Origin of the sequence: Methylophaga thalassica (assembly GCF_030159795.1) — a bacterium.
Taxonomy (GTDB): Bacteria; Pseudomonadota; Gammaproteobacteria; order Nitrosococcales; family Methylophagaceae; genus Methylophaga; species Methylophaga thalassica.
The window spans coordinates 66691-86195 of sequence record NZ_BSND01000004.1 but is presented as its reverse complement, the minus strand read 5'-3'; the positions used below and the strand labels follow the sequence as shown (position 1 = coordinate 86195).

21 protein-coding genes and 1 tRNA gene are annotated in these 19505 nt (G+C 42.6%); 1 reads left to right on the top strand and 21 read right to left on the bottom strand.

All coding sequences use genetic code 11. The annotated features are described in order from the left end of the window. Nucleotides 1–46 precede the first annotated feature (46 nt). The 16 genes from QQL60_RS05325 to QQL60_RS05250 form a co-directional block, all read right to left on the bottom strand. On the bottom strand, nt 47–400 hold the full coding sequence (locus QQL60_RS05325) for a PilZ domain-containing protein (protein ID WP_007145134.1): 354 nt from the start codon (nt 398–400) through the stop codon (nt 47–49). A 12-nt stretch (nt 401–412) separates the two neighbouring features. Then, entirely contained in the window at nt 413–1375 is a 963-nt protein-coding gene (locus QQL60_RS05320) for a DNA replication protein (RefSeq protein ID WP_139031894.1), read from the bottom strand. Between the two features lie 2 nt (nt 1376–1377). Beyond that, the gene (gene tmk / locus QQL60_RS05315; RefSeq protein WP_273180334.1) at nt 1378–2007 is read right to left on the bottom strand and encodes a dTMP kinase; all 630 of its coding nucleotides are present in this window, start codon (nt 2005–2007) and stop codon (nt 1378–1380) included. After that, nucleotides 2004–3014 carry an endolytic transglycosylase MltG gene (mltG, locus tag QQL60_RS05310; protein WP_007145137.1) on the bottom strand — a complete coding sequence of 337 codons (1011 nt, stop codon included), beginning with the start codon at nt 3012–3014 and terminating at the stop codon, nt 2004–2006. Before mltG ends, tmk begins: the two co-directional genes overlap by 4 nt. A gap of 1 nt (nt 3015) precedes the next feature. Continuing rightward, a complete protein-coding gene (gene pabC / locus QQL60_RS05305) occupies nt 3016–3834 on the bottom strand; it encodes an aminodeoxychorismate lyase (RefSeq protein WP_284722658.1) in 819 nt (272 codons plus the stop codon). Between the two features lie 13 nt (nt 3835–3847). Then, the gene (gene fabF / locus QQL60_RS05300) at nt 3848–5089 is read right to left on the bottom strand and encodes a beta-ketoacyl-ACP synthase II (protein ID WP_284722657.1); all 1242 of its coding nucleotides are present in this window, start codon (nt 5087–5089) and stop codon (nt 3848–3850) included. Between the two features lie 93 nt (nt 5090–5182). Beyond that, a complete protein-coding gene (gene acpP / locus QQL60_RS05295) occupies nt 5183–5419 on the bottom strand; it encodes an acyl carrier protein (RefSeq protein ID WP_007145140.1) in 237 nt (78 codons plus the stop codon). Between the two features lie 141 nt (nt 5420–5560). After that, complete coding sequence (fabG, locus tag QQL60_RS05290) at nt 5561–6304, bottom strand: 3-oxoacyl-ACP reductase FabG (protein ID WP_284722656.1); 744 nt, start codon at nt 6302–6304, stop codon at nt 5561–5563. A 1-nt stretch (nt 6305) separates the two neighbouring features. Further along, nucleotides 6306–7241, bottom strand: coding sequence for an ACP S-malonyltransferase (fabD, locus tag QQL60_RS05285; protein ID WP_284722655.1), 936 nt, complete (start codon nt 7239–7241; stop codon nt 6306–6308). A gap of 18 nt (nt 7242–7259) precedes the next feature. Then, entirely contained in the window at nt 7260–8219 is a 960-nt protein-coding gene (locus QQL60_RS05280; RefSeq protein WP_273180324.1) for a beta-ketoacyl-ACP synthase III, read from the bottom strand. Continuing rightward, complete coding sequence (plsX, locus tag QQL60_RS05275) at nt 8216–9235, bottom strand: phosphate acyltransferase PlsX (protein WP_007145144.1); 1020 nt, start codon at nt 9233–9235, stop codon at nt 8216–8218. Before plsX ends, QQL60_RS05280 begins: the two co-directional genes overlap by 4 nt. Before the next feature lie 13 nt (nt 9236–9248). Beyond that, nucleotides 9249–9428, bottom strand: coding sequence for a 50S ribosomal protein L32 (rpmF, locus tag QQL60_RS05270; protein WP_007145145.1), 180 nt, complete (start codon nt 9426–9428; stop codon nt 9249–9251). Nucleotides 9429–9463: 35 nt separating this feature from the next. Then, nucleotides 9464–10027 carry a YceD family protein gene (locus tag QQL60_RS05265; protein WP_273180321.1) on the bottom strand — a complete coding sequence of 188 codons (564 nt, stop codon included), beginning with the start codon at nt 10025–10027 and terminating at the stop codon, nt 9464–9466. Nucleotides 10028–10054: 27 nt separating this feature from the next. Beyond that, nucleotides 10055–11560, bottom strand: a complete 1506-nt coding sequence (purF, locus tag QQL60_RS05260) for an amidophosphoribosyltransferase (protein ID WP_284722654.1) — start codon at nt 11558–11560, stop codon at nt 10055–10057. 19 nt (nt 11561–11579) lie between these two features. Next, a complete protein-coding gene (locus QQL60_RS05255) occupies nt 11580–12071 on the bottom strand; it encodes a CvpA family protein (protein ID WP_007145148.1) in 492 nt (163 codons plus the stop codon). A 108-nt stretch (nt 12072–12179) separates the two neighbouring features. Beyond that, nucleotides 12180–12416: an SPOR domain-containing protein gene (locus QQL60_RS05250; protein ID WP_284722898.1), complete on the bottom strand. Its 237-nt coding sequence runs from the start codon at nt 12414–12416 to the stop codon at nt 12180–12182. Between QQL60_RS05250 and QQL60_RS05245 the strand changes: the two genes are divergently transcribed. Then, complete coding sequence (locus tag QQL60_RS05245) at nt 12362–13222, top strand: hypothetical protein (RefSeq protein WP_284722903.1); 861 nt, start codon at nt 12362–12364, stop codon at nt 13220–13222. The two genes, QQL60_RS05250 and QQL60_RS05245, sit on opposite strands and share 55 nt — an antisense overlap. A 226-nt stretch (nt 13223–13448) precedes the next feature. Here QQL60_RS05245 and lon read toward each other — a convergent pair whose 3' ends face one another. The 5 genes from lon to QQL60_RS05220 all read right to left on the bottom strand — a co-directional run bounded on the left by lon (nt 13449) and on the right by QQL60_RS05220 (nt 19497). Next, on the bottom strand, nt 13449–15869 hold the full coding sequence (lon, locus tag QQL60_RS05240) for an endopeptidase La (RefSeq protein ID WP_273182928.1): 2421 nt from the start codon (nt 15867–15869) through the stop codon (nt 13449–13451). Between the two features lie 138 nt (nt 15870–16007). Beyond that, nucleotides 16008–17279, bottom strand: coding sequence for an ATP-dependent protease ATP-binding subunit ClpX (gene clpX, locus QQL60_RS05235; RefSeq protein WP_091713735.1), 1272 nt, complete (start codon nt 17277–17279; stop codon nt 16008–16010). 49 nt (nt 17280–17328) lie between these two features. Continuing rightward, nucleotides 17329–17961: an ATP-dependent Clp endopeptidase proteolytic subunit ClpP gene (gene clpP / locus QQL60_RS05230; RefSeq protein ID WP_007145152.1), complete on the bottom strand. Its 633-nt coding sequence runs from the start codon at nt 17959–17961 to the stop codon at nt 17329–17331. A gap of 88 nt (nt 17962–18049) precedes the next feature. Then, nucleotides 18050–19351 (bottom strand): trigger factor, encoded by a 1302-nt coding sequence (gene tig, locus QQL60_RS05225; protein WP_284722653.1) that lies wholly within the window; start codon nt 19349–19351, stop codon nt 18050–18052. Between the two features lie 61 nt (nt 19352–19412). Next, nucleotides 19413–19497: transfer RNA gene (locus QQL60_RS05220), tRNA-Leu, on the bottom strand. Between the last annotated feature and the right edge of the window lie 8 nt (nt 19498–19505).

Below are 19505 nucleotides of genomic sequence, written 5' to 3'. Positions count from 1 at the left end.
AAAACAATAACAACTTAAATAAGGAAAGGAATCGGATAACATCCAATTACATAGTGTAAGTGGCTTTATCAGACTTAAGTTTATCTACTAAATAATTCTCAATTTTGCCTCTGACAACAGAAGCACTTCCATCAATATCACTGAAATGCACACCAATACCTGCAGCCTGGTTTCCTTGGGCTCCCCGCGGAGTAATCCAGACAATCGTGCCGGCAACAGGTAATTTTTCTCCTTCATCCATCAGTGATAACAGGATAAACACCTCTTCTCCCAACTGATAACTCTTTGTTGTCGGGATAAATAGCCCACCATTTTTCACATAGGGCATGTAAGAATGGTAAAGCATATTTTGATCGGTAATTTTCAGTGACAAAATGCCTTTTCTTGGATTAGAAGCCATCGTATTACCTGTTTATTGCTGATGTTGTTGAATCTGACTAGCATGCTGCATAATCGACACCATCAAATCTTCCATCAGTAAGGTTTTATTTAGATTATTCTGTGAAGATAGTAACTTCATTGTATGGATGATGCAATCTGAAATCCCCCAGTAATGCTTGATTAATGCAGGCTCAGGCATTTCTTGTTTATCCAATAGTGATACTAGCTTGGTTTGTATCATTGCCTGTAGCTGATGTAATACAGACATCAGATCAAAAGACTGCCACTGAGCAGAGAGTTGCACTGGATTAGCCTTGCATCGCATTAATGCTGCCATGCCACTAAATACACTCTTGCTCTGTTCAATGCCTTCTTCACCAATTGTAAGCGCGGCCAAAGGTGCTCCGTGTGCCAGGTTAAGCAATGTAGTTAAATCTTGTTCAGATAAGTCACTGTGTTGTTTGAGCCAGTCTATAGCGATACTACGATCAGGCGTTGACACAGAAATTGTCTGGCATCGACTTTTAATCGTGATGGGTAACTTTCGCATCGATGCAGCAACCAGAATCAGTGTGGTATTTTCTTGGGGCTCTTCAAGCAGCTTTAACAGACTGTTAAAAGCATTTGTATTCATCTGGTCAGCATTTTTGATGATGACAGTTTTCGCCGACGAAATTTTTGGCATCAACGATTGAACATCTTTCAACTGACGGATTTGATCTACTTTAATTTGTTTACCTGCTTCTTCAGGTGCAACAACGCTATGATCCGGATGACTTTCTGCTGCATATAGCTGACAGCTATGACAGATACCACAGCTATCAAAGTCTTCAGTAACGCTTAAACACAAAAGACTTTTTGTCAGTTCACTAGCAAGTAAATCGTTATCTAGTCCGTGTATGCCATGAATAAGAATGGCATGTGGAATACGTTTCGCCTGATAAAGTGAAACAATATGCTGCCAGGGTGTTTGATGCCAGGGATAGAGTGACATGGTCATACTGATTGAAGTAGCTTGTTTAATGATATAGACACTTGCTGCTGAATATTATCAATAGACTGGCTGGCATCAATAATTTGAATTCGCTCTGGTTCATTCACCGCTCTATCCAAGTAGCATTGACGAATTTTCTCAAAAAAGTCTGTCTTTTCTTGTTCAAAACGGTCTTTTTCTAAAAGACGTTGGTTAACCCGCTGCTGACCAATCTGAACAGGTAAATCAAATAATAAGGTTAAATCTGTTTTTAGCCCATCCAAGGTCCAATCAGACAAAGACGATATACGTTGTTCATGAATACCTCGCCCGCCTCCCTGATAAGCAAAAGTCGCATCAACAAAACGGTCACAAACAACCCACTTTCCAGCCGCCAGAGCAGGTAAAATTACCTGCTTGATATGTTCAGCACGTGCAGCAAACATGAGTAATAATTCTGTATCGTCACTCATGCCGTCTTTTCTTGGTCGCAACAATAATTCACGAATTTCTTCGCCTAAGGGTGTCCCACCAGGCTCACGTGTAACGATAACTGATTTATTGAAATTCTCAAGGTAGCTTTTGATGAACTGGATTTGTGTAGATTTCCCTGCACCTTCAATACCTTCAACGCTAATAAATTTACCTGTCATTTTTTTAATTGATACTTTCTTACGGCTTTATTGTGATCGGCCAGATTAGATGAAAAAATATGTCTGCCATCTGTCCCTGTCGCCACGAAATACAAACTATCTCCACTTGCGGGATGGAGGGCGGCATTTATGGATTCCCTACTCGGTAAACAAATAGGCGTGGGCGGTAAACCACTGCGTGTATATGTGTTATAAGGCGTATCCGTTGTCAGATCTTTTTTACGCAGATTACCGTCGAAATTTTTTCTGATACCGTAAATCACCGTTGGGTCAGTTTGCAAACGCATCCCTTTTTGTAAACGACGGACAAACACTCCGGCAATTTCAGGTCGCTCATCTGCTACAGCCGTTTCTTTTTCAATAATAGATGCCATGATTAAGGCTTCGTATGGTGATGTATAGGGTAAGTCTTTTGCACGATATTCCCATGCATTATCCAATACCTCATGCATTTGTTTGTTAGCGCGTGCTAAAAATTCAATATCTGTTGTATCTGTTGGAAAATGATACGTTTCAGGCAAAAACCAACCTTCACCGTTTTGATCAGCTTGTCCTAATGCTGCCATCACAGCGGCCACATCCGGATTTTCTAAGGTATGTTTTATTTTAACGTTAGCTGAGACCATATCCACCAGGGATTGTGCTGTCATACCTTCTACAATGGTCATTGAGTTCATAATGACCTTGCCTGACACTAACCTGTTAAGTACATCCGGTAAGGTATCGTCAGGTAAAAGTTGATATTCGCCTGCCTTGATTCTGCTTGCTGACTCGTTAGCCCGTCCATATAACTGCAGATAGATGGGAGAGATTGAGGTGATATTACGCTCATACAACTCCTCACTGATTCGTTTCAGATTACTGCCTGGTGTAACAATAAACTGAACGGGTTCCGAGATATTCAACGGTGTCGTCATGAAGCGATTATATTGAATAACAATATAGGTACATATGCCAGCGGCAATCAGCGCTGGAAGTAGTGTTTTGAGTAACAAATTATTTTTCATGTCAGCTTTCAGCAGTATCCAATGCCTTTTGAATTCTTTTTGTTATATCCCCATGGGGCCATTGTTTATTCGTGCCATGCAGTGCAGTCACTGGCCATACCCTGATAAGACTATTCGTGACAAACACTTCATCCGCTTGATAGAGATCATCCAATGTTAATGTGACTATCTCATGAGGTATATCTAAAGTACAGGCTAGTGCCAATATGCGCTCACGCATGACTCCTTCAATACCACAGCTATTCAGATTTGGAGTGAATAAACAGCCATCACTGACCAGGAATACATTGCTCATTGTTCCTTCAATAAGTTCATCGTCATAGTTCAGCATTAATCCTTCAGCAATATCTGCTGAATCCCATTCATTTCTGGCAATCACTTGCTCCAGACGGTTTAAATGTTTTATTCCCGCTAGTAATGGATTTTTTGCCAAACGCGTCGAACACAGTTGGACAGTGATACCTGATTGACGATTGAGCGGATAATCTGGCAAAGGGTGAAAAGTGATGATGCGTTGAGGTGTTGAGTCTATAGGTGGTTTATACCCTCGTCCGCCAGAGCCTCGAGTGATGATAATTTTAATCACACCATCACCGGATATTTGATTGCAAACAATAAGCAACTCTCGCTCTAATGCTGCTATATCATTAAAGTCTATCTGCAGGCGTTTACAACCTCGTAACAAACGCTCTGTATGCTCTTTGAGGTATTCAAGCCTACCATGTCGAAATGGTATCGTTTCGAACAGACCGTCGCCATACTGAAGGCCACGGTCTGCTACTGATAGCATTGTTTCAGGTTGACCATTTATCAGAATCACCGGCTTACTCAGCTTAACTTAACTTTTTAAATATGACAGTACCGTTGGTGCCGCCAAATCCAAATGAATTTGACATTGCCACGTCAATTTTCATTTGTCTTGCCGTATTGGGTACATAATCAAGATCACATGTTTCATCCTGATTATCGAGATTGATGGTGGGCGGTGCAACCTGATCACGGATAGATAAGAGACTGAACACAGCTTCTACACCACCTGCCGCACCTAGCAAATGACCAATCATTGATTTGGTCGAGCTGATCGCAACATTATTAGCAGCATCACCCATCGCTTTTTTGATGGCTTGGGTTTCAGCAGCATCGCCTGCTGGTGTTGATGTTCCGTGCGCATTAATATAGTCGACTTCATCCGCATTAATGCCGGCATCTTTCATCGCGTTTACCATACAACGAGCCGCACCTTCACCACCTTCAGAAGGCGATGTCATGTGATAAGCATCACTACTCATGCCTGAGCCAACTAACTCTGCATAAATTGTGGCACCACGTTTTACAGCATGTTCATATTCTTCCAGCACAATCACGCCAGCACCATCACCAAGAACAAAACCGTCACGGTCTTTATCCCAAGGACGACTAGCAGCAGCAGGGTCATCATTGCGTGTAGATAAAGCGCGTGCAGCAGCAAATCCACCTAGCCCTGTTTTAGATGTAGCCATTTCAGCACCACCGGCAATCATGACATCCGCATCACCGTATTGAATCATACGACCAGCCGCTGAAATGCAGTGTGTTCCTGTTGAACACGCTGTCACGATGGCTGTATTAGGACCTTTCATACCGTACATGATCGATAAATTACCTGAAATCATATTGATAATGTTACTCGGTACGAAAAATGGGGAAATCTTGCGAGGTCCACCACTTAAATAACTGTCATAACCAGACTCAATGCCGGGTAAACCGCCGATACCTGAACCAATGGCTACACCAATTCGTTCAGCATTCTCATCAGTCACCACTAAACCAGAATCTTCAATCGCTTCTTTAGCTGCGGCAATACCATAATGGATAAAGGTATCCATTTTTTTAGCATCTTTTTTTGGAATTACGGTTGTGACATCAAAGTTTTTGACACTTGCACCGAAGCGAACACTAAATTCTGAGACATCAAACAAGGTCAGCGGTGCAACACCACTTTTACCTGCAACAATATTTTCCCAGCTTTCTTTTACCGTTAGTCCAACTGGAGTAACAGCACCAAGGCCAGTAATGACAACGCGTCTTTTAGACATCAGGTTTTCCCCTCAAACCTACAGGTATACATGACATAGCCGCCTAGCATGCTTTCACACACTAGACGGCTATCATAAGCGCTTTTGATTATATTAAGACTGATGTGCGTTAATATAAGAAACAGCTTCTTTAACTGTAGTGATTTTCTCAGCTTCTTCGTCTGGGATTTCACATTCGAAAGCTTCTTCCAAAGCCATAACCAACTCTACTGTATCCAGAGAGTCTGCGCCCAGGTCGTCGATAAATGAAGCATCCGCAGTTACTTCATCAGCGTTGACACCTAATTGTTCAACAACAATTTCTTTTACGCGAGCTTCGATATCACTCATAACTAATATTTCCTTTGGTGGTTAATACATCAAACAATGTGCAGGCATTTTATAGTGCCTGCACCATTGAGACAAGCTAAATGGCGATTACCTTGCTTGACTCAAAAATAAAATTCTTAATTAATAATCACTTAGTGATCATTAACTCATATACATGCCACCGTTGACATGTAATGTTTCTCCCGTAACATAACTGGCATTCATACTCGCCAGATAGCTCACTGCAGCAGCAATCTCTTCTGGTGCACCCAAACGTTTTACAGGCACTTGTTCAAGCAGTGCCGTTTTATGTGCTTCTGGTAAAGAACTGGTCATATCCGTATCAATAAAGCCTGGTGCGACTGTATTGACAGTGATACCTCGAGCACCCACTTCACGAGCCAAAGACTTACTAAAACCAATGACCCCAGCTTTTGCTGCAGCGTAGTTAGTTTGTCCAGCATTACCCATTGCACCAACGACTGAGGTAATGGTAATGATTCGTCCCCAACGAGCTTTAGTCATCGCTCTAAGGCAACGTTTACTCAGCTTAAATATTGGTGTCAGATTGGTGTTGATAATGTCATCCCACTCTTCATCTTTCATACGCATTAATAAATTATCACGCGTAATACCCGCATTATTCACCAGAATTTCTGGTGCGCCAAATTCATTTTCTATGGTAGAGACCACATTATCAATGGCATCGGCATCAGTAACATTAAGAACGATACCACGCCCATTAATGTTCGCCTCTTTAAGAAAATCAGTGATTGTTGCAGCACCGCTTTCAGAGGTTGCTGTACCAATCACTGTAGCGCCTTGCTCACCTAAACTAAGTGCAATAGCTTTACCAATACCACGTGTCGCTCCAGTCACCAGAGCAATTTTTCCATCTAAGCTCATTCTATTCTCCTAATGCTTGCTGAGTTTTTTCAAGCGTCGCTATATCAAATAAAGGTAATGCGGTAAGAGACTTATCAATACGTTTAGTCAAACCAGCTAAAACTTTACCTGGTCCACATTCCACAATGTGATCTACATTTTGCGCGGCAAGCCACTGGATAGTTTCGACCCAGCGAACCGGGCTATATAATTGTTGCGCCAGCAATGATTTAATAGCATCGACATCGACAGCAGATGTCACACTCGCATTATGAATAACGGGTGTCGTGGGCATGCGGATATCTATTTCATTGAGTTTATTAGCTAACTGCTCGGCGGCTGGCTGCATAAGTGCACAATGTGATGGCACGCTTACTGGCAATATCAGAGCACGTTTAGCGCCTTTATCAGATGCTATTTCAGTTGCTTTTTTAACCGCTTCGGCAGAACCTGCGATAACGACCTGTCCAGGCGAATTAAAATTTACTGCCTCGACAACGCCTGCGGCTGATGCTTCATTACACACCTCGCGTACCACATCATCATCCAACCCCAGTATAGCGGCCATCGCCCCTTCGCCAGCAGGCACAGCTTGTTGCATATATTGGCCACGTAATTCAACCAGCTTGACTGCATCAGTAAAATCGATTGCATCGGCGGCGACAAGCGCTGTATATTCACCGAGACTATGACCAGCGAAATACGCCGGTTTTATATCTGAAACTGATTGCCAGACACGCCACATAGCAATACCAGCAGTCAACATTATTGGCTGAGTACGATCAGTTTGATTTAAGCGTTCTTCAGGACCATTAGATAGCAAGTTCCAGACGTCATAAGCTAAGGCATCTGAAGCTTCTTGGAATGTTTGTTTTACGATGCTGTATTCTGCTGCGATCTCAGCAAGCATACCTACAGATTGAGATCCCTGACCGGGAAAGACAAAAGCTGATTTCATTCATTACCCCTGAATATATCAGTATTGAATAAGCGCTGAACCCCATGTAAATCCGCCACCAAAGGCTTCAAACAATAAAGTTTCACCACGTTTTATACGACCGTCACGAACAGCAACGTCGAGGGCTAAGGGAATAGATGCCGCTGAGGTATTGCCATGTTTATCAACCGTGACAACCACTCTATCCATCGACATCTGTAACTTTCTTGCTGTAGCAGCAATAATACGAATGTTAGCCTGATGAGGAATAAGCCAGTCAACAGCAGTTTTATCCAGCTGATTGGCTTCCAATGTTTCATCAACAATGCTGCTAAGGGTTTTTACTGCAACCTTAAAGACTTCATTACCTTGCATATCGATATAAGCAGAATCATCAGTAGCATCCGAACCTGGGCCTGCTGGCACCTGTAATAAACTGCTGAAACTGCCATCGGAGTGAATATGCGTAGAAATAATGCCAGGTTGTTGTGATGCCTGAAGAACGACTGCTCCAGCACCATCCCCAAATAATACACAAGTATTTCTATCTGACCAGTCAATAATACGCGAGATGGTTTCTGCACCGACCACTAGAACATTTTTCACACCACCTGCTTTAATGAATTTATCAGCAATGGTCAGTGCATATACAAATCCAGTACAAACAGCTTGTACATCAAATGCCGGACAACCAGCGATATCAAGTTTCGCTTGTAATAATGAGGCTGTACTTGGAAATATTTGGGTAGGTGTGGTGGTCGCAACGATAATGAGATCAATCTCATTATTCGTGATTCCGGCAGCTTCAATGGCTTTAACAGAGGCTTGGTATGCAAGATCTGTTGTGGTTTCGTTCTCGGCAGCAATATGACGTTCTTTTATTCCCGTCCGATCAGTAATCCATTGGTCACTGGTTTCGACCATAGACTCAAGATCATGATTGCTGAGTACTTTTTCTGGCAAATAACTGCCAGTACCCGCGATACGAGAATACATCACAATACTTGTCCTTCCAGCAACACTTCCAGGTGTTTAGTTATATTTTTTGGTACATCCTTAGCGGCTTCGATAATCGCAATATTGATAGCGTTAGCGAAAGCAAACTCATCGGCACCACCGTGACTTTTAATCACGATACCTTGCAAACCAATCAGGTTTGCACCGTTATAGGCACGGGGATCTAACTCATTACGGAAATGTTTTAATACAGGTGAAGCAATTAAACCTGCTAATTTAGTGAGCCAATTACGCGAAAATGATTGCCGTAAATAATGACGAATCATATGAACGACACCTTCACTGGTTTTTAGAGCAACGTTACCGACAAAACCGTCACAAACAAGCACATCGGCTTCACCATGGTATAAACCATCACCTTCGACATAACCGATGTAATTAAGATCAGTCTGCTCTAACAGGCGTGATGCTTCTTTTACCCGTTCATTACCTTTTATCTCTTCAGAACCGATATTGAGTAAACCAACTTTAGGTTTGTCTTTACCATCCACAAGTTCAGCGAGAACAGAGCCCATTAAGGCAAACTGGACTAAATGTGCAGCACTCGAATCAACATTTGCCCCCAAGTCCAGCACATAGGTATGTCCTTTCATTGTTGGTAAAGCTGAAACGATAGCCGGTCTTTCGATACCTGGTAATGTTTTTAGTACAAATCTGGCTGTTGCCATCAATGCACCAGTATTACCTGCACTTACGCAAGCGGCTGCTCGCCCCTCTTTAACTAAGTTAATCGCTACACGCATAGAAGAATCTTTCTTCCCGCGTAATGCTTGCGATGGTGACTCATCCATCTCTACTTGCTGTGAAGCATGATGAACAATTAAGCGGGGTTCGTTATCTACATTATTTTTTTGAAGGTGAGAATGAATTGTTTGTTCATCACCGACAAGAATTAATGTGACATCCGGATGTTTTTTTAATGCTGATATGGCAGCGGGGATCACGACTTGAGGTCCGTGATCCCCGCCCATTGCATCAATTGATATCGTCAGGCTCAATTGTTTTTATGCCTTATTCGCTTTTATCCGCAACAACTTTACGACCACGGTAATAGCCATCAGCTGACACATGATGACGACGGTGTAATTCACCAGAAGTTGAATCAACAGATAATGTTGTTTCGGTTAAGGCATCATGTGAACGACGCATTCCACGACGTGATGCACTTTTTTTGTTTTGTTGAACAGCCATGACTAAAAACTCCTAAGCCTTTTAAAAATTCAAAATTATTTTTTTGATTTCAATGCAGATAATACTGCGAACGGAGATGCCTGTTTTTCAGGTTTCTCCCCTACCTCTTCGTCCCCAGATTGCCATACCTCTTTCGGCAAACAATCAAAATCATGTTTAGGCACTAGGGGAAGTGCCAAAATTAACTCATCTTCCACAACATCAGCAGGGTTCACAAACTCCGATTCATCAATTATCCAAGGCTCGTATTGCTCAGATAATTTACTGACTAAGCGTTCATGTTTTACCAAACCCAACAATGTTTCTATTGTTATTGGGTAAAGCAGCTCTCCCATACAACGCTCACATGTCATCGACAACTCTGTGACAAACTGACCCTGCATATAGGGAGTCCCGATTTGATCAATATCAAATCGCATCTTGACCTTAACCGTACCCGCATCATTGAAGAGAGAGGGTTTCAAACGTGACAAAGATGTCAGTTCAATTTCCCCTTCAAGCTCTCGCCCATTATGAGCAAAACGAAACGGATCTATTTCTTTTGGCAATTGCTGGTGCATAATCGACGGGATTATATAAGAAATATCGAAAAACAGCAAAGTGGATACGTATATGGCTTCATAATCTTAATTGTTATGTAGCTCAATTACAGCATTACTTTTATCAGATGTCTGTTTACTGAGGTCATTTCGCATCGCATCGATGTAATATAGATAATTGGCATCAATATCTCCCGTGATGTACTCCCCATCAAAACAAGAGGTATCAAAGCGTTCAACATCGCTCTTTTTATTAATAGCTGAGACCAGATCTGGCAGATCCTGATAAACAAGCCAATCTACGCCAAGTTCCTTGGAAATTTCTTCGACACTTCTGTCATGTGCCACAAACTCATTTGCAGATGGCATATCGATACCATAGACATTCGGGAAACGAACCGGTGGGGCTGCTGAAGCCAGATAGACTTTATTAGCGCCCGCATCTCTTGCCATCTGAACAATTTGCTGTGATGTTGTGCCACGAACAATAGAGTCATCGACTAACAGTACATTTTTCCCTCTAAACTCCAAATCAATCGCATTTAATTTTTGACGGACAGATTTTTTACGCATGGTTTGACCAGGCATAATAAACGTTCTGCCTATATAGCGATTTTTGATAAAACCTTCTCTATACACCACGCCTAGATCGTATGATAACTGCAATGCAGCGCTACGGCTTGTATCTGGAATCGGGATAACCACATCAATATCATGATCCGGAAACTCACGTTTAATTTTATGGGCCAGTTTTGTCCCCATACGCATCCGACTTTTGTGAACAGAGATGCCGTCCATCATAGAATCAGGTCTGGCAAAATAAACATATTCAAAAATACATGGCGACTTGATGGGATTATCAGCACACTGTTGAGAATAAAAGTTGCCTTTTGTATCAATAAAAACACATTCACCTGGCTCAATATCACGAACTAATTCATAGTCCAGGATGTCAACAGCGACACTCTCAGAAGCCACAACATATTCAGTCCCCTGCGCTGTTTCACGTTTGCCAATGACAGCTGGGCGAATACCGTATGGATCACGAAAAGCCATGACACCAACACCAGAAATCATCGCAACAGCGGCATAAGCGCCTTTACAACGACGATGCACTTGAGCAACGGCTTTGAAAATGTCTTCAGGCAGTGGTGTCAGCTTAGAACTATTTTGTAATTCATGAGCCAGCACATTGAGTAGCACTTCAGAATCAGAATCAGTGTTGAGATGACGACGGTCCGTCTGGAACAATTCGTCTTTCAATACTTTTGTATTGGTTAGATTGCCATTATGTGCCAGAGCAATACCAAAGGGTGAGTTCACATAAAATGGTTGTGACTCAGCTGAGGTTGAACAACCTGCAGTGGGATAGCGAATATGACCAATCCCCATCTTGCCTTTAAGACGAATCATATGACGGGTGTGGAAAACATCTTTAACGAGTCCATTATCCTTACGTAGGAAAAACTTGCCATCATCGTCGCAAGTCATAATTCCAGCAGCATCCTGTCCTCGATGTTGCAGTACGGTCAATCCATCATATAAGGCCTGGTTAACCTCAGAATGACCCACAATACCAATAATTCCGCACATAGTTTGCCCTGTCAGGAAGTTAATTGTAGTTGATATGTTGAGCGATATCTGCTGGTAACAGATCACGCACCCAAACCGCTAGTTTGATGAAATGCTCTAGCAAGATAGAGTTTTGCCACCAACTGTCTGCTGGCATTGGTGTCGCACCAGCAGCTAGAACCAAGATAGTGACAATGGCGACACCTCGTATCAAACCAAAGATAATACCCAAAGCACGGTCAGTACCGGTAAGCCCGGTTTTTTCAACAACTTGAGATATTAAGTGATTGACCATAGCGCCAAGAATCAATGTCACTGCAAATAAGACAAAAAAAGCCAGAAATAATCGTATGGATGGTGTCGATATATAGTCAGCTAGTAAGGTAGACAGATTCGAGTAAAAAAGTATGGCTACCCAGAAAGCTAAAATCCAACTAGCTAATGAAAGCACTTCTTTCATAAAGCCCCGGACGATACTGATAGCGGCCGACAAAAAAATCAGACCTATTATCAGATAGTCAACCCAAACCATAGTTACCCCGCAACGAGCTGCGATCTAAACCGTGAATTTTAACAGATTAACCAACAACAACCCAGTATTTTTACAGTTATATTTCATTGTCTGTTTTAGACACAAAGATTAAGGTTGATATTGCAAAATTTGCGTAGATAACTTGAGTTTCTCGCTGAGCATTTTTGCTGTTTTTTCTAATTTATCGCGATCTGCCACAGGCTGTAGACGAACACGGTAAATCGGGTTTTTATCCGTTTTCACAATTTCAATTAATGGATTGTATCCCATGGACTCCAGTTCTTTTGATAATGCATCTGCATTATCACGTACGCCAAAGCTGGCTAATTGTAAAACCCATAAAATCTCATTTTTTTGTTCTGCAGCCTTTTCTGGAGCTGGAGCTGGAGCTGGAGCTGGAGCTGGAGCTGGAGCTGGAGCTGGAGCTGGAGCTGGAGCTGGAGCTGGAGCTGGAGCTGGAGCTGGAGCTGGAGCTGGAGCTGGAGCTGGAGCTGGAGCTGGAGCTGGAGCTGGAGCTGGAGCTGGAGCTGGAGCTGGAGCTGGAGCTGGAGCTGGAGCTGGAGCTGGAGCTGGAGCTGGAGCTGGAGCTGGAGCTGGAGCTGGAGCTGGAGCTGGAGCTGGAGCTGGAGCTGGAGCTGGAGCTGGAGCTGGAGCTGGAGCTGGAGCTGGAGCTGGAGCTGGAGCTGGAGCTGGAGCTGGAGCTGGAGCTGGAGCTGGAGCTGGAGCTGGAGCTGGAGCTGGAGCTGGAGCTGGAGCTGGAGCTGGAGCTGGAGCTGGAGCTGGAGCTGGAGCTGGAGCTGGAGCTGGAGCTGGAGCTGGAGCTGGAGCTGGAGCTGGAGCTGGAGCTGGAGCTGGAGCTGGAGCTGGAGCTGGAGCTGGAGCTGGAGCTGGAGCTGGAGCTGGAGCTGGAGCTGGAGCTGGAGCTGGAGCTGGAGCTGGAGCTGGAGCTGGAGCTGGAGCTGGAGCTGGAGCTGGAGCTGGAGCTGGAGCTGGAGCTGGAGCTGGAGCTGGAGCTGGAGCTGGAGCTGGAGCTGGAGCTGGAGCTGGAGCTGGAGCTGGAGCTGGAGCTGGAGCTGGAGCTGGAGCAGTATGTTCCTTTTCAGTCAGCTTTTCATTGTCTTTATTTACTGATGTGTCATCTGACTGCGTAGTCGGTGCAACCTCCTGAGGTGTCACGGGCGGTTCAACACGTTCCGGTTCATCATCTAAAGGCTCAATGATGGAATCAAAAGGAATTGGCTTATCCACGATATCGTCGATATCGTTCTTTGCAACAGAAGCTAATAACAACCAAGCAATAACACCGATAACAAAGAGTAATAAGGCAGCCCCTATCAAGCGTTGCTTTTGTACCAGTGTCATTGCTTGCTCCAGTGATTAATGATGATTGGGTGAGTTTACCTCATGATACTTATTTTTATCAGAGGCAATAACTCCCGTTTCGTTATTGGCTGAAGGCATATGCTGTAAGGCAACATCGAGCACTTCATAGATCCATTTAACAGGAATGATAGTTAAACCTTGTTTAACATTTTCAGGAATTTCCTTTAAATCCTTAACGTTATCGTGAGGAATTAATACTGTATCTATTCCACCTCGATGAGCAGCTAACAGTTTTTCTTTTAGTCCACCAATGGCTAATACTTCACCACGCAGCGTAATTTCACCCGTCATAGCTACATTCGCTTTGACAGGAATGCCAGTGATAGCCGAGACTAATGCGGTACACATACCAATACCAGCACTTGGACCATCTTTCGGTGTAGCACCTTCAGGTACGTGGATATGAAGATCATGTGTTTGAAGAAAATCTTCACTAATGCCCCACTCTGTTGAACGAGACCGAACAACCGTTGTAGCCGCCTGGATAGATTCCTGCATAACATCACCTAATTTACCGGTATAAGCAGACTTACCTTTGCCTGGCATAATAGCTGATTCGATCGTTAATAGCTCACCACCGACTTCAGTCCAGGCTAATCCGGTTACCTGACCGACACGATCACTTTCTTCAGCCACACCATACTGATAGTGATATACACCTAAGTATGTTTCGATATTATCGGCAGTCACGATAACTTTTTCTTTTGGCTGCTCAGTAATAATTTGTTTCACTAATTTACGGCAGATTTTTGAAATTTCACGTTGTAAATTACGTACGCCAGCCTCCCGGGTATAACGACGAATAATTTCCATGACGGCATCTTCCTGAATATCAATTTCCTCAGCTTTAAGACCATTGTCTTTAATCGCTTTAGGTAAAAGATATTTCATGGCGATATTGAGTTTTTCATCTTCTGTGTAGCCCGCAAGACGAATAATCTCCATACGATCACGTAATGCATCGGGGATATTCAATGTATTTGCAGTACAGACAAACATAACGTCGGATAAATCATATTCAACTTCTAAATAATGATCGGCGAACGTTGAATTTTGCTCAGGATCAAGCACTTCAAGTAATGCTGATGCAGGGTCACCGCGAAAGTCTTGAGCCATTTTGTCTATTTCATCAAGCAGAAATAAAGGATTTTTTACTTCTGTTTTACAAATATTCTGTATGACTTTACCAGGCATAGAACCTATGTATGTGCGACGATGACCACGGATTTCAGCTTCATCTCTAACACCGCCTAAAGCCATTCGGGTGAACTTACGATTAGTCGCCCGCGCGATAGATTGTGCAATCGATGTTTTGCCCACACCAGGAGGACCGACCAAGCAAAGAATGGGACCTTTTGATTTTTTTACACGTTTCTGGACTGCAAGATATTCAACGATACGCTCTTTGACTTTTTCAAGACCGTAATGGTCTTCATCCAAGACCTCTTCAGCCTTGTGCAAATCCAAAGTCACTCTTGAGCGTTTTTTCCAAGGCACTTCCAATAACGATTCAATATAGTTTCTAACTACAGTCGCTTCTGCAGACATTGGCGACATCATGCGAAGCTTTTTCAATTCTGATTCCGCTTTTGCACGTGCTTCGGCCGGCATGCCGGCTTTTTCGATATTCGCAGCAAGCTCATCCGTCTCGTTTGCTGATTCGTCTATTTCGCCTAACTCTTTCTGAACGGCTTTGAGCTGTTCATTTAGATAGTATTCGCGCTGGCTTTTTTCCATTTGCTTTTTAACACGGTTACGAATACGTTTTTCAATCTGCTGAATATCAATCTCACCTTCAAGGAAAGCCATTAACTTCTCAACGCGCGCTTTTACATCACTCATCTCAAGTAACATTTGCTTATCTTCAAGCTTCAGTGTCATATGAGCAGCAACAGTATCAGACATGCGCGACACGTCTTCGATACTCGAAAGCGATGAAATCACCTCAGGTGGAATCTTTTTATTTAATTTGACGTATTGTTCAAATTGACCCAGCAACGTTCGCATTAGAACATCGGCTTCACGGTCATCTTCGATATCATCAATAAATGGTGCCACTTCGGCTTCTGTATGCGTATCATGATTATGGAAATAAACCACATTTGCACGCTGTACACCTTCGACCAATACTTTAACCGTACCGTCAGGCAGTTTCAGTAGTTGTAAGATATTTGCCAGTGTTCCTGTTTCATATAAACCATCAGAGTCAGGCGTATCTTCTGATGAATCTTTTTGTGCAACCAACAGGATTTGTTTACTTTCGTCCGTTGCCGACTCAAGGGCTTTGATAGATTTATCTCTACCAACAAAAAGTGGTATCACCATATAGGGATACACGACAACGTCACGTAAAGGTAAAACAGGAACAACCTTTATGTTGTTATCGTTTGAAGTGGTAGTTAGTTCATTTTCCATTAAGGCAAACCTCTTACATGTGTCTGTAGACACCCAATTTAGGACATGAATTCAATATGGGGTCAGACAATAAAAAATCAAGCATACAGAAATCGTATGCTTGATTTAATGTGCAGATACAACGGTATAGTTAACTGATTATTTATCGCCAGAGGCCATATCAGTGCTTTGATCTTCGTAAATCAAAATAGGTGAATTCTCACCAGCAATCACACTTTCATCAATCACTACTTTGGAAACGTTATCTGCTGACGGTAACTCAAACATAGTATCAAGCAACACATTTTCAATGATAGATCGTAAACCACGAGCGCCTGTTTTTCTCTCCATAGCTTTTCTGGCGATAGCTCTTAATGCATCATCTCTGAACTCAAGTTCAGCATTTTCCATATTGAATAATTGTTGATACTGCTTAGTTAGTGCATTTTTAGGTTCAGTTAGAATCTGAACCAATGCTTTTTCGTCTAGCTCATCCAATGTAGCAACTACCGGTAGGCGACCAACAAACTCTGGAATAAGACCATATTGAATAAGATCTTCAGGCTCGACCGTCCGTAATGACTCACTCAATGGCTTATTGTCATCCACACTTTTTACTTCAGCAGAGAAGCCAATACCCCCTTTTTGGGTACGATTTCTGATAACTTTATCCAAACCAGCAAAAGCACCACCACAGATAAATAAAATTTTACTTGTATCTACCTGTAAGAACTCTTGTTGAGGATGTTTGCGACCGCCTTGTGGTGGTACAGAGGCAATCGTTCCCTCAATCAATTTCAGCAATGCCTGTTGAACACCTTCACCACTCACATCGCGAGTTATTGATGGATTGTCTGATTTGCGAGAAATTTTGTCTATCTCATCAATATAGACAATGCCAGTCTCTGCTTTATCAACGTCATAATCACATTTTTGCAGCAGCTTCTGGATGATATTTTCAACGTCTTCACCTACATAACCCGCTTCTGTAAGCGTGGTTGCATCAGCCATAGTAAAAGGCACGTTTAACTGCCTGGCTAATGTCTCAGCTAACAACGTTTTACCGCTACCGGTAGGACCGATCAGAAGAATATTACTTTTAGACAGCTCTACGTCGTTATCTTTATTAGCCGTACGAAGACGTTTGTAATGGTTATAAACCGCAACAGAAAGGTAACGCTTAGCACGTTCCTGTCCGATCACATAATTATCTAGTGCATCATTAATTTCGCGAGGTGTAGGTAATTTACTTTCGGCTTCTTCTGTTGCCATTTCCTGCATTTCTTCACGAATAATGTCATTGCATAGATCGACGCATTCGTCACAAACAAATACAGATGGACCAGCGATTAATTTTTTTACTTCGTGCTGACTTTTTCCACAAAAAGAGCAATAAAGTAATTTATCATCGTTATTTTTGTCGTCGCTCATATTTTTACTACCTTACGCGTCATCTATAAATTTTATCGGCCGAGATTGCTTATTCTGTAGGTCGGCTTGTTAATACTGAGTCAATTAAACCATATTCGACAGCTTGTTCACCGTTCATGAAGTTATCACGGTCAGTATCTTTACGAATTGCTTCTATATCTTGACCAGTATGCTTGGCAAGAATTCCGTTTAAACGATCACGAATACTCAGAATTTCTTTTGCGTGAATATCAAAATCAGAAGCTTGCCCCTGGAAACCACCTAATGGCTGGTGCACCATGATACGTGAATTAGGCAGACAATAACGCTTTCCTTCTGCGCCACCGGCTAAAAGAACCGCGCCCATACTGGCGGCCTGACCGATACACAATGTACTGACATTAGGTTTAATAAACTGCATGGTATCGTAAATAGCTAAACCTGCCGTTACTGCACCACCAGGTGAATTGATATATAGATGAATGTCTTTATCAGGATTTTCTGATTCAAGGAATAACAACTGGGCAACGACCAGGTTAGCCATTTGATCTTCAACAGGGCCGACTAAAAATATGACACGTTCTTTTAATAAACGAGAAAAAATGTCATATGAGCGTTCACCACGAGATGTTTGCTCAACGACAATAGGCACCAGTGCGTTTTGAATCATACTGGTTTCTTCACCAGAAAATTTATTTGTCATAACCATCCTAATTTCAAGGTCCCAATAAAAAAACAGCCCATACCCATTTCACATGAGTACGGGCTGCATTCAATATCAGCGTTGTTAATTAGTTCGATACTGCATTAACGACGTCTGAGAATGTCGATGTACTCTCTTCTACTTTAACATGGTCATAAATCCATTCAACTACCATGTCCTCTACAACTGTCATTTGGATTTCAGACAGTCTTTCTTGATTATTCATGTAGAAGGTAACAACTTCTTCTGGATCTTCGTAGCTAGCCGCAATGGCGTCAATAGCTTCTTTTACGCGATCTTCGTCAGGACGGATTTCGTTATCAGAAATAATCTTACCAATCAAAAGGCTTAACTTAACGCGCTTTTCTGCATTTTCTTTAAAATTATCAGGATTGAAAGGTAAACCTTCAACATTTACGCCCTGATTGCGGAGATTGTTTTTTGCTTGCTCAACAAGATATTGTGCTTCACGTTCAACAGGGGCTGACGGTAAAGCAATTTCATTGTTTTTGGCCAATGAATCCATCGCTTTACGTTTATTCAGTGTTTTTAATGCTGATTTCAGTTCCCGTTCCATATTGGCACGCACTTCTTTTTTCAGTGCAGCGATGCCATCTTCGACACCACACAGTTCAGCAAACTCTTTATCCAGTTTAGGTAATTTTTTCTTAGCAACTTGTTTGACGGTAACAGCAAATTTAGCTTCTTTACCTTGTAAGTGCTCTGCACGGTAATCTTCAGGGAAAGTTAATGTAACTTCAACTTCCTGATCGGCTTTTTTACCAATTAATTGTTCTTCGAACTCAGGCAACATACGTCCTTCGCCTAATTCGAGTAACACATCCTGACCTTTGCCGCCCTGGAATTCTTCACCGTCAATGGTGCCAACGAAATCTATAGTAATGCCATCGCCTTCTTTCGCGCCACGTTTTAGTGGTTCCCAAGACATACGTTGTTCACGTAAAGTTTCCAACATACGATCTACATCTTCATCAGTCACTTCAGCAACTGTTTTTTCCAGTGTAATGTCATCAAGTTTGACACTTTCTACTTCAGGGAAGACTTCGTAGTTGAGGGTATAGATAAAGTTACTGCCTTTTTCATCCATACTATCGATATGTGGAGGACTTGCTGGGTTAACACCTTCTTGGGTGAAGGCTTCACGCATGCTTTCCTGAACAAGAGAGTCAATAACTTCACGACGTGCAGATGGTCCGTGTGTTTTAGCGACCATGTTCATCGGTACTTTGCCGGGACGGAAACCCGCCATTTTCACATTAGGTCTAATTGACTTAAGGCGTTCCTGTACTGCTTGTTCGATATTGGCATCTTCGACTGTGACGGTCATACGGCGACCAAGTTCGCTCACGTTTTCTACAGTAACTTGCATTCTCTAACCTCAAACATGGGGATTTAGGCATGGCGGTTTAGCCATCCGCCTATTGTAGTAATGGTACGAGAGGAGAGACTCGAACTCTCACAGGTTACCCTACTGGAACCTAAATCCAGCGCGTCTACCAATTCCGCCACTCTCGCATAATCAT

Coding starts and splice junctions, on each gene's coding strand:
- clpX (WP_091713735.1), bottom strand. CDS start 17,279: ATGAGCGACGACAAAAATAACGATGATAAATTACTTTATTGCTCTTTT.
- QQL60_RS05245 (WP_284722903.1), top strand. CDS start 12,362: ATGCATCTGCATTATCACGTACGCCAAAGCTGGCTAATTGTAAAACCC.
- tmk (WP_273180334.1), bottom strand. CDS start 2,007: ATGACAGGTAAATTTATTAGCGTTGAAGGTATTGAAGGTGCAGGGAAA.
- clpP (WP_007145152.1), bottom strand. CDS start 17,961: ATGACAAATAAATTTTCTGGTGAAGAAACCAGTATGATTCAAAACGCA.
- lon (WP_273182928.1), bottom strand. CDS start 15,869: ATGGAAAATGAACTAACTACCACTTCAAACGATAACAACATAAAGGTT.
- fabF (WP_284722657.1), bottom strand. CDS start 5,089: ATGTCTAAAAGACGCGTTGTCATTACTGGCCTTGGTGCTGTTACTCCA.
- acpP (WP_007145140.1), bottom strand. CDS start 5,419: ATGAGTGATATCGAAGCTCGCGTAAAAGAAATTGTTGTTGAACAATTA.
- rpmF (WP_007145145.1), bottom strand. CDS start 9,428: ATGGCTGTTCAACAAAACAAAAAAAGTGCATCACGTCGTGGAATGCGT.
- mltG (WP_007145137.1), bottom strand. CDS start 3,014: ATGAAAAATAATTTGTTACTCAAAACACTACTTCCAGCGCTGATTGCC.
- fabD (WP_284722655.1), bottom strand. CDS start 7,241: ATGAAATCAGCTTTTGTCTTTCCCGGTCAGGGATCTCAATCTGTAGGT.
- fabG (WP_284722656.1), bottom strand. CDS start 6,304: ATGAGCTTAGATGGAAAAATTGCTCTGGTGACTGGAGCGACACGTGGT.
- QQL60_RS05255 (WP_007145148.1), bottom strand. CDS start 12,071: ATGGTTTGGGTTGACTATCTGATAATAGGTCTGATTTTTTTGTCGGCC.
- QQL60_RS05325 (WP_007145134.1), bottom strand. CDS start 400: ATGGCTTCTAATCCAAGAAAAGGCATTTTGTCACTGAAAATTACCGAT.
- QQL60_RS05320 (WP_139031894.1), bottom strand. CDS start 1,375: ATGTCACTCTATCCCTGGCATCAAACACCCTGGCAGCATATTGTTTCA.
- tig (WP_284722653.1), bottom strand. CDS start 19,351: ATGCAAGTTACTGTAGAAAACGTGAGCGAACTTGGTCGCCGTATGACC.
- purF (WP_284722654.1), bottom strand. CDS start 11,560: ATGTGCGGAATTATTGGTATTGTGGGTCATTCTGAGGTTAACCAGGCC.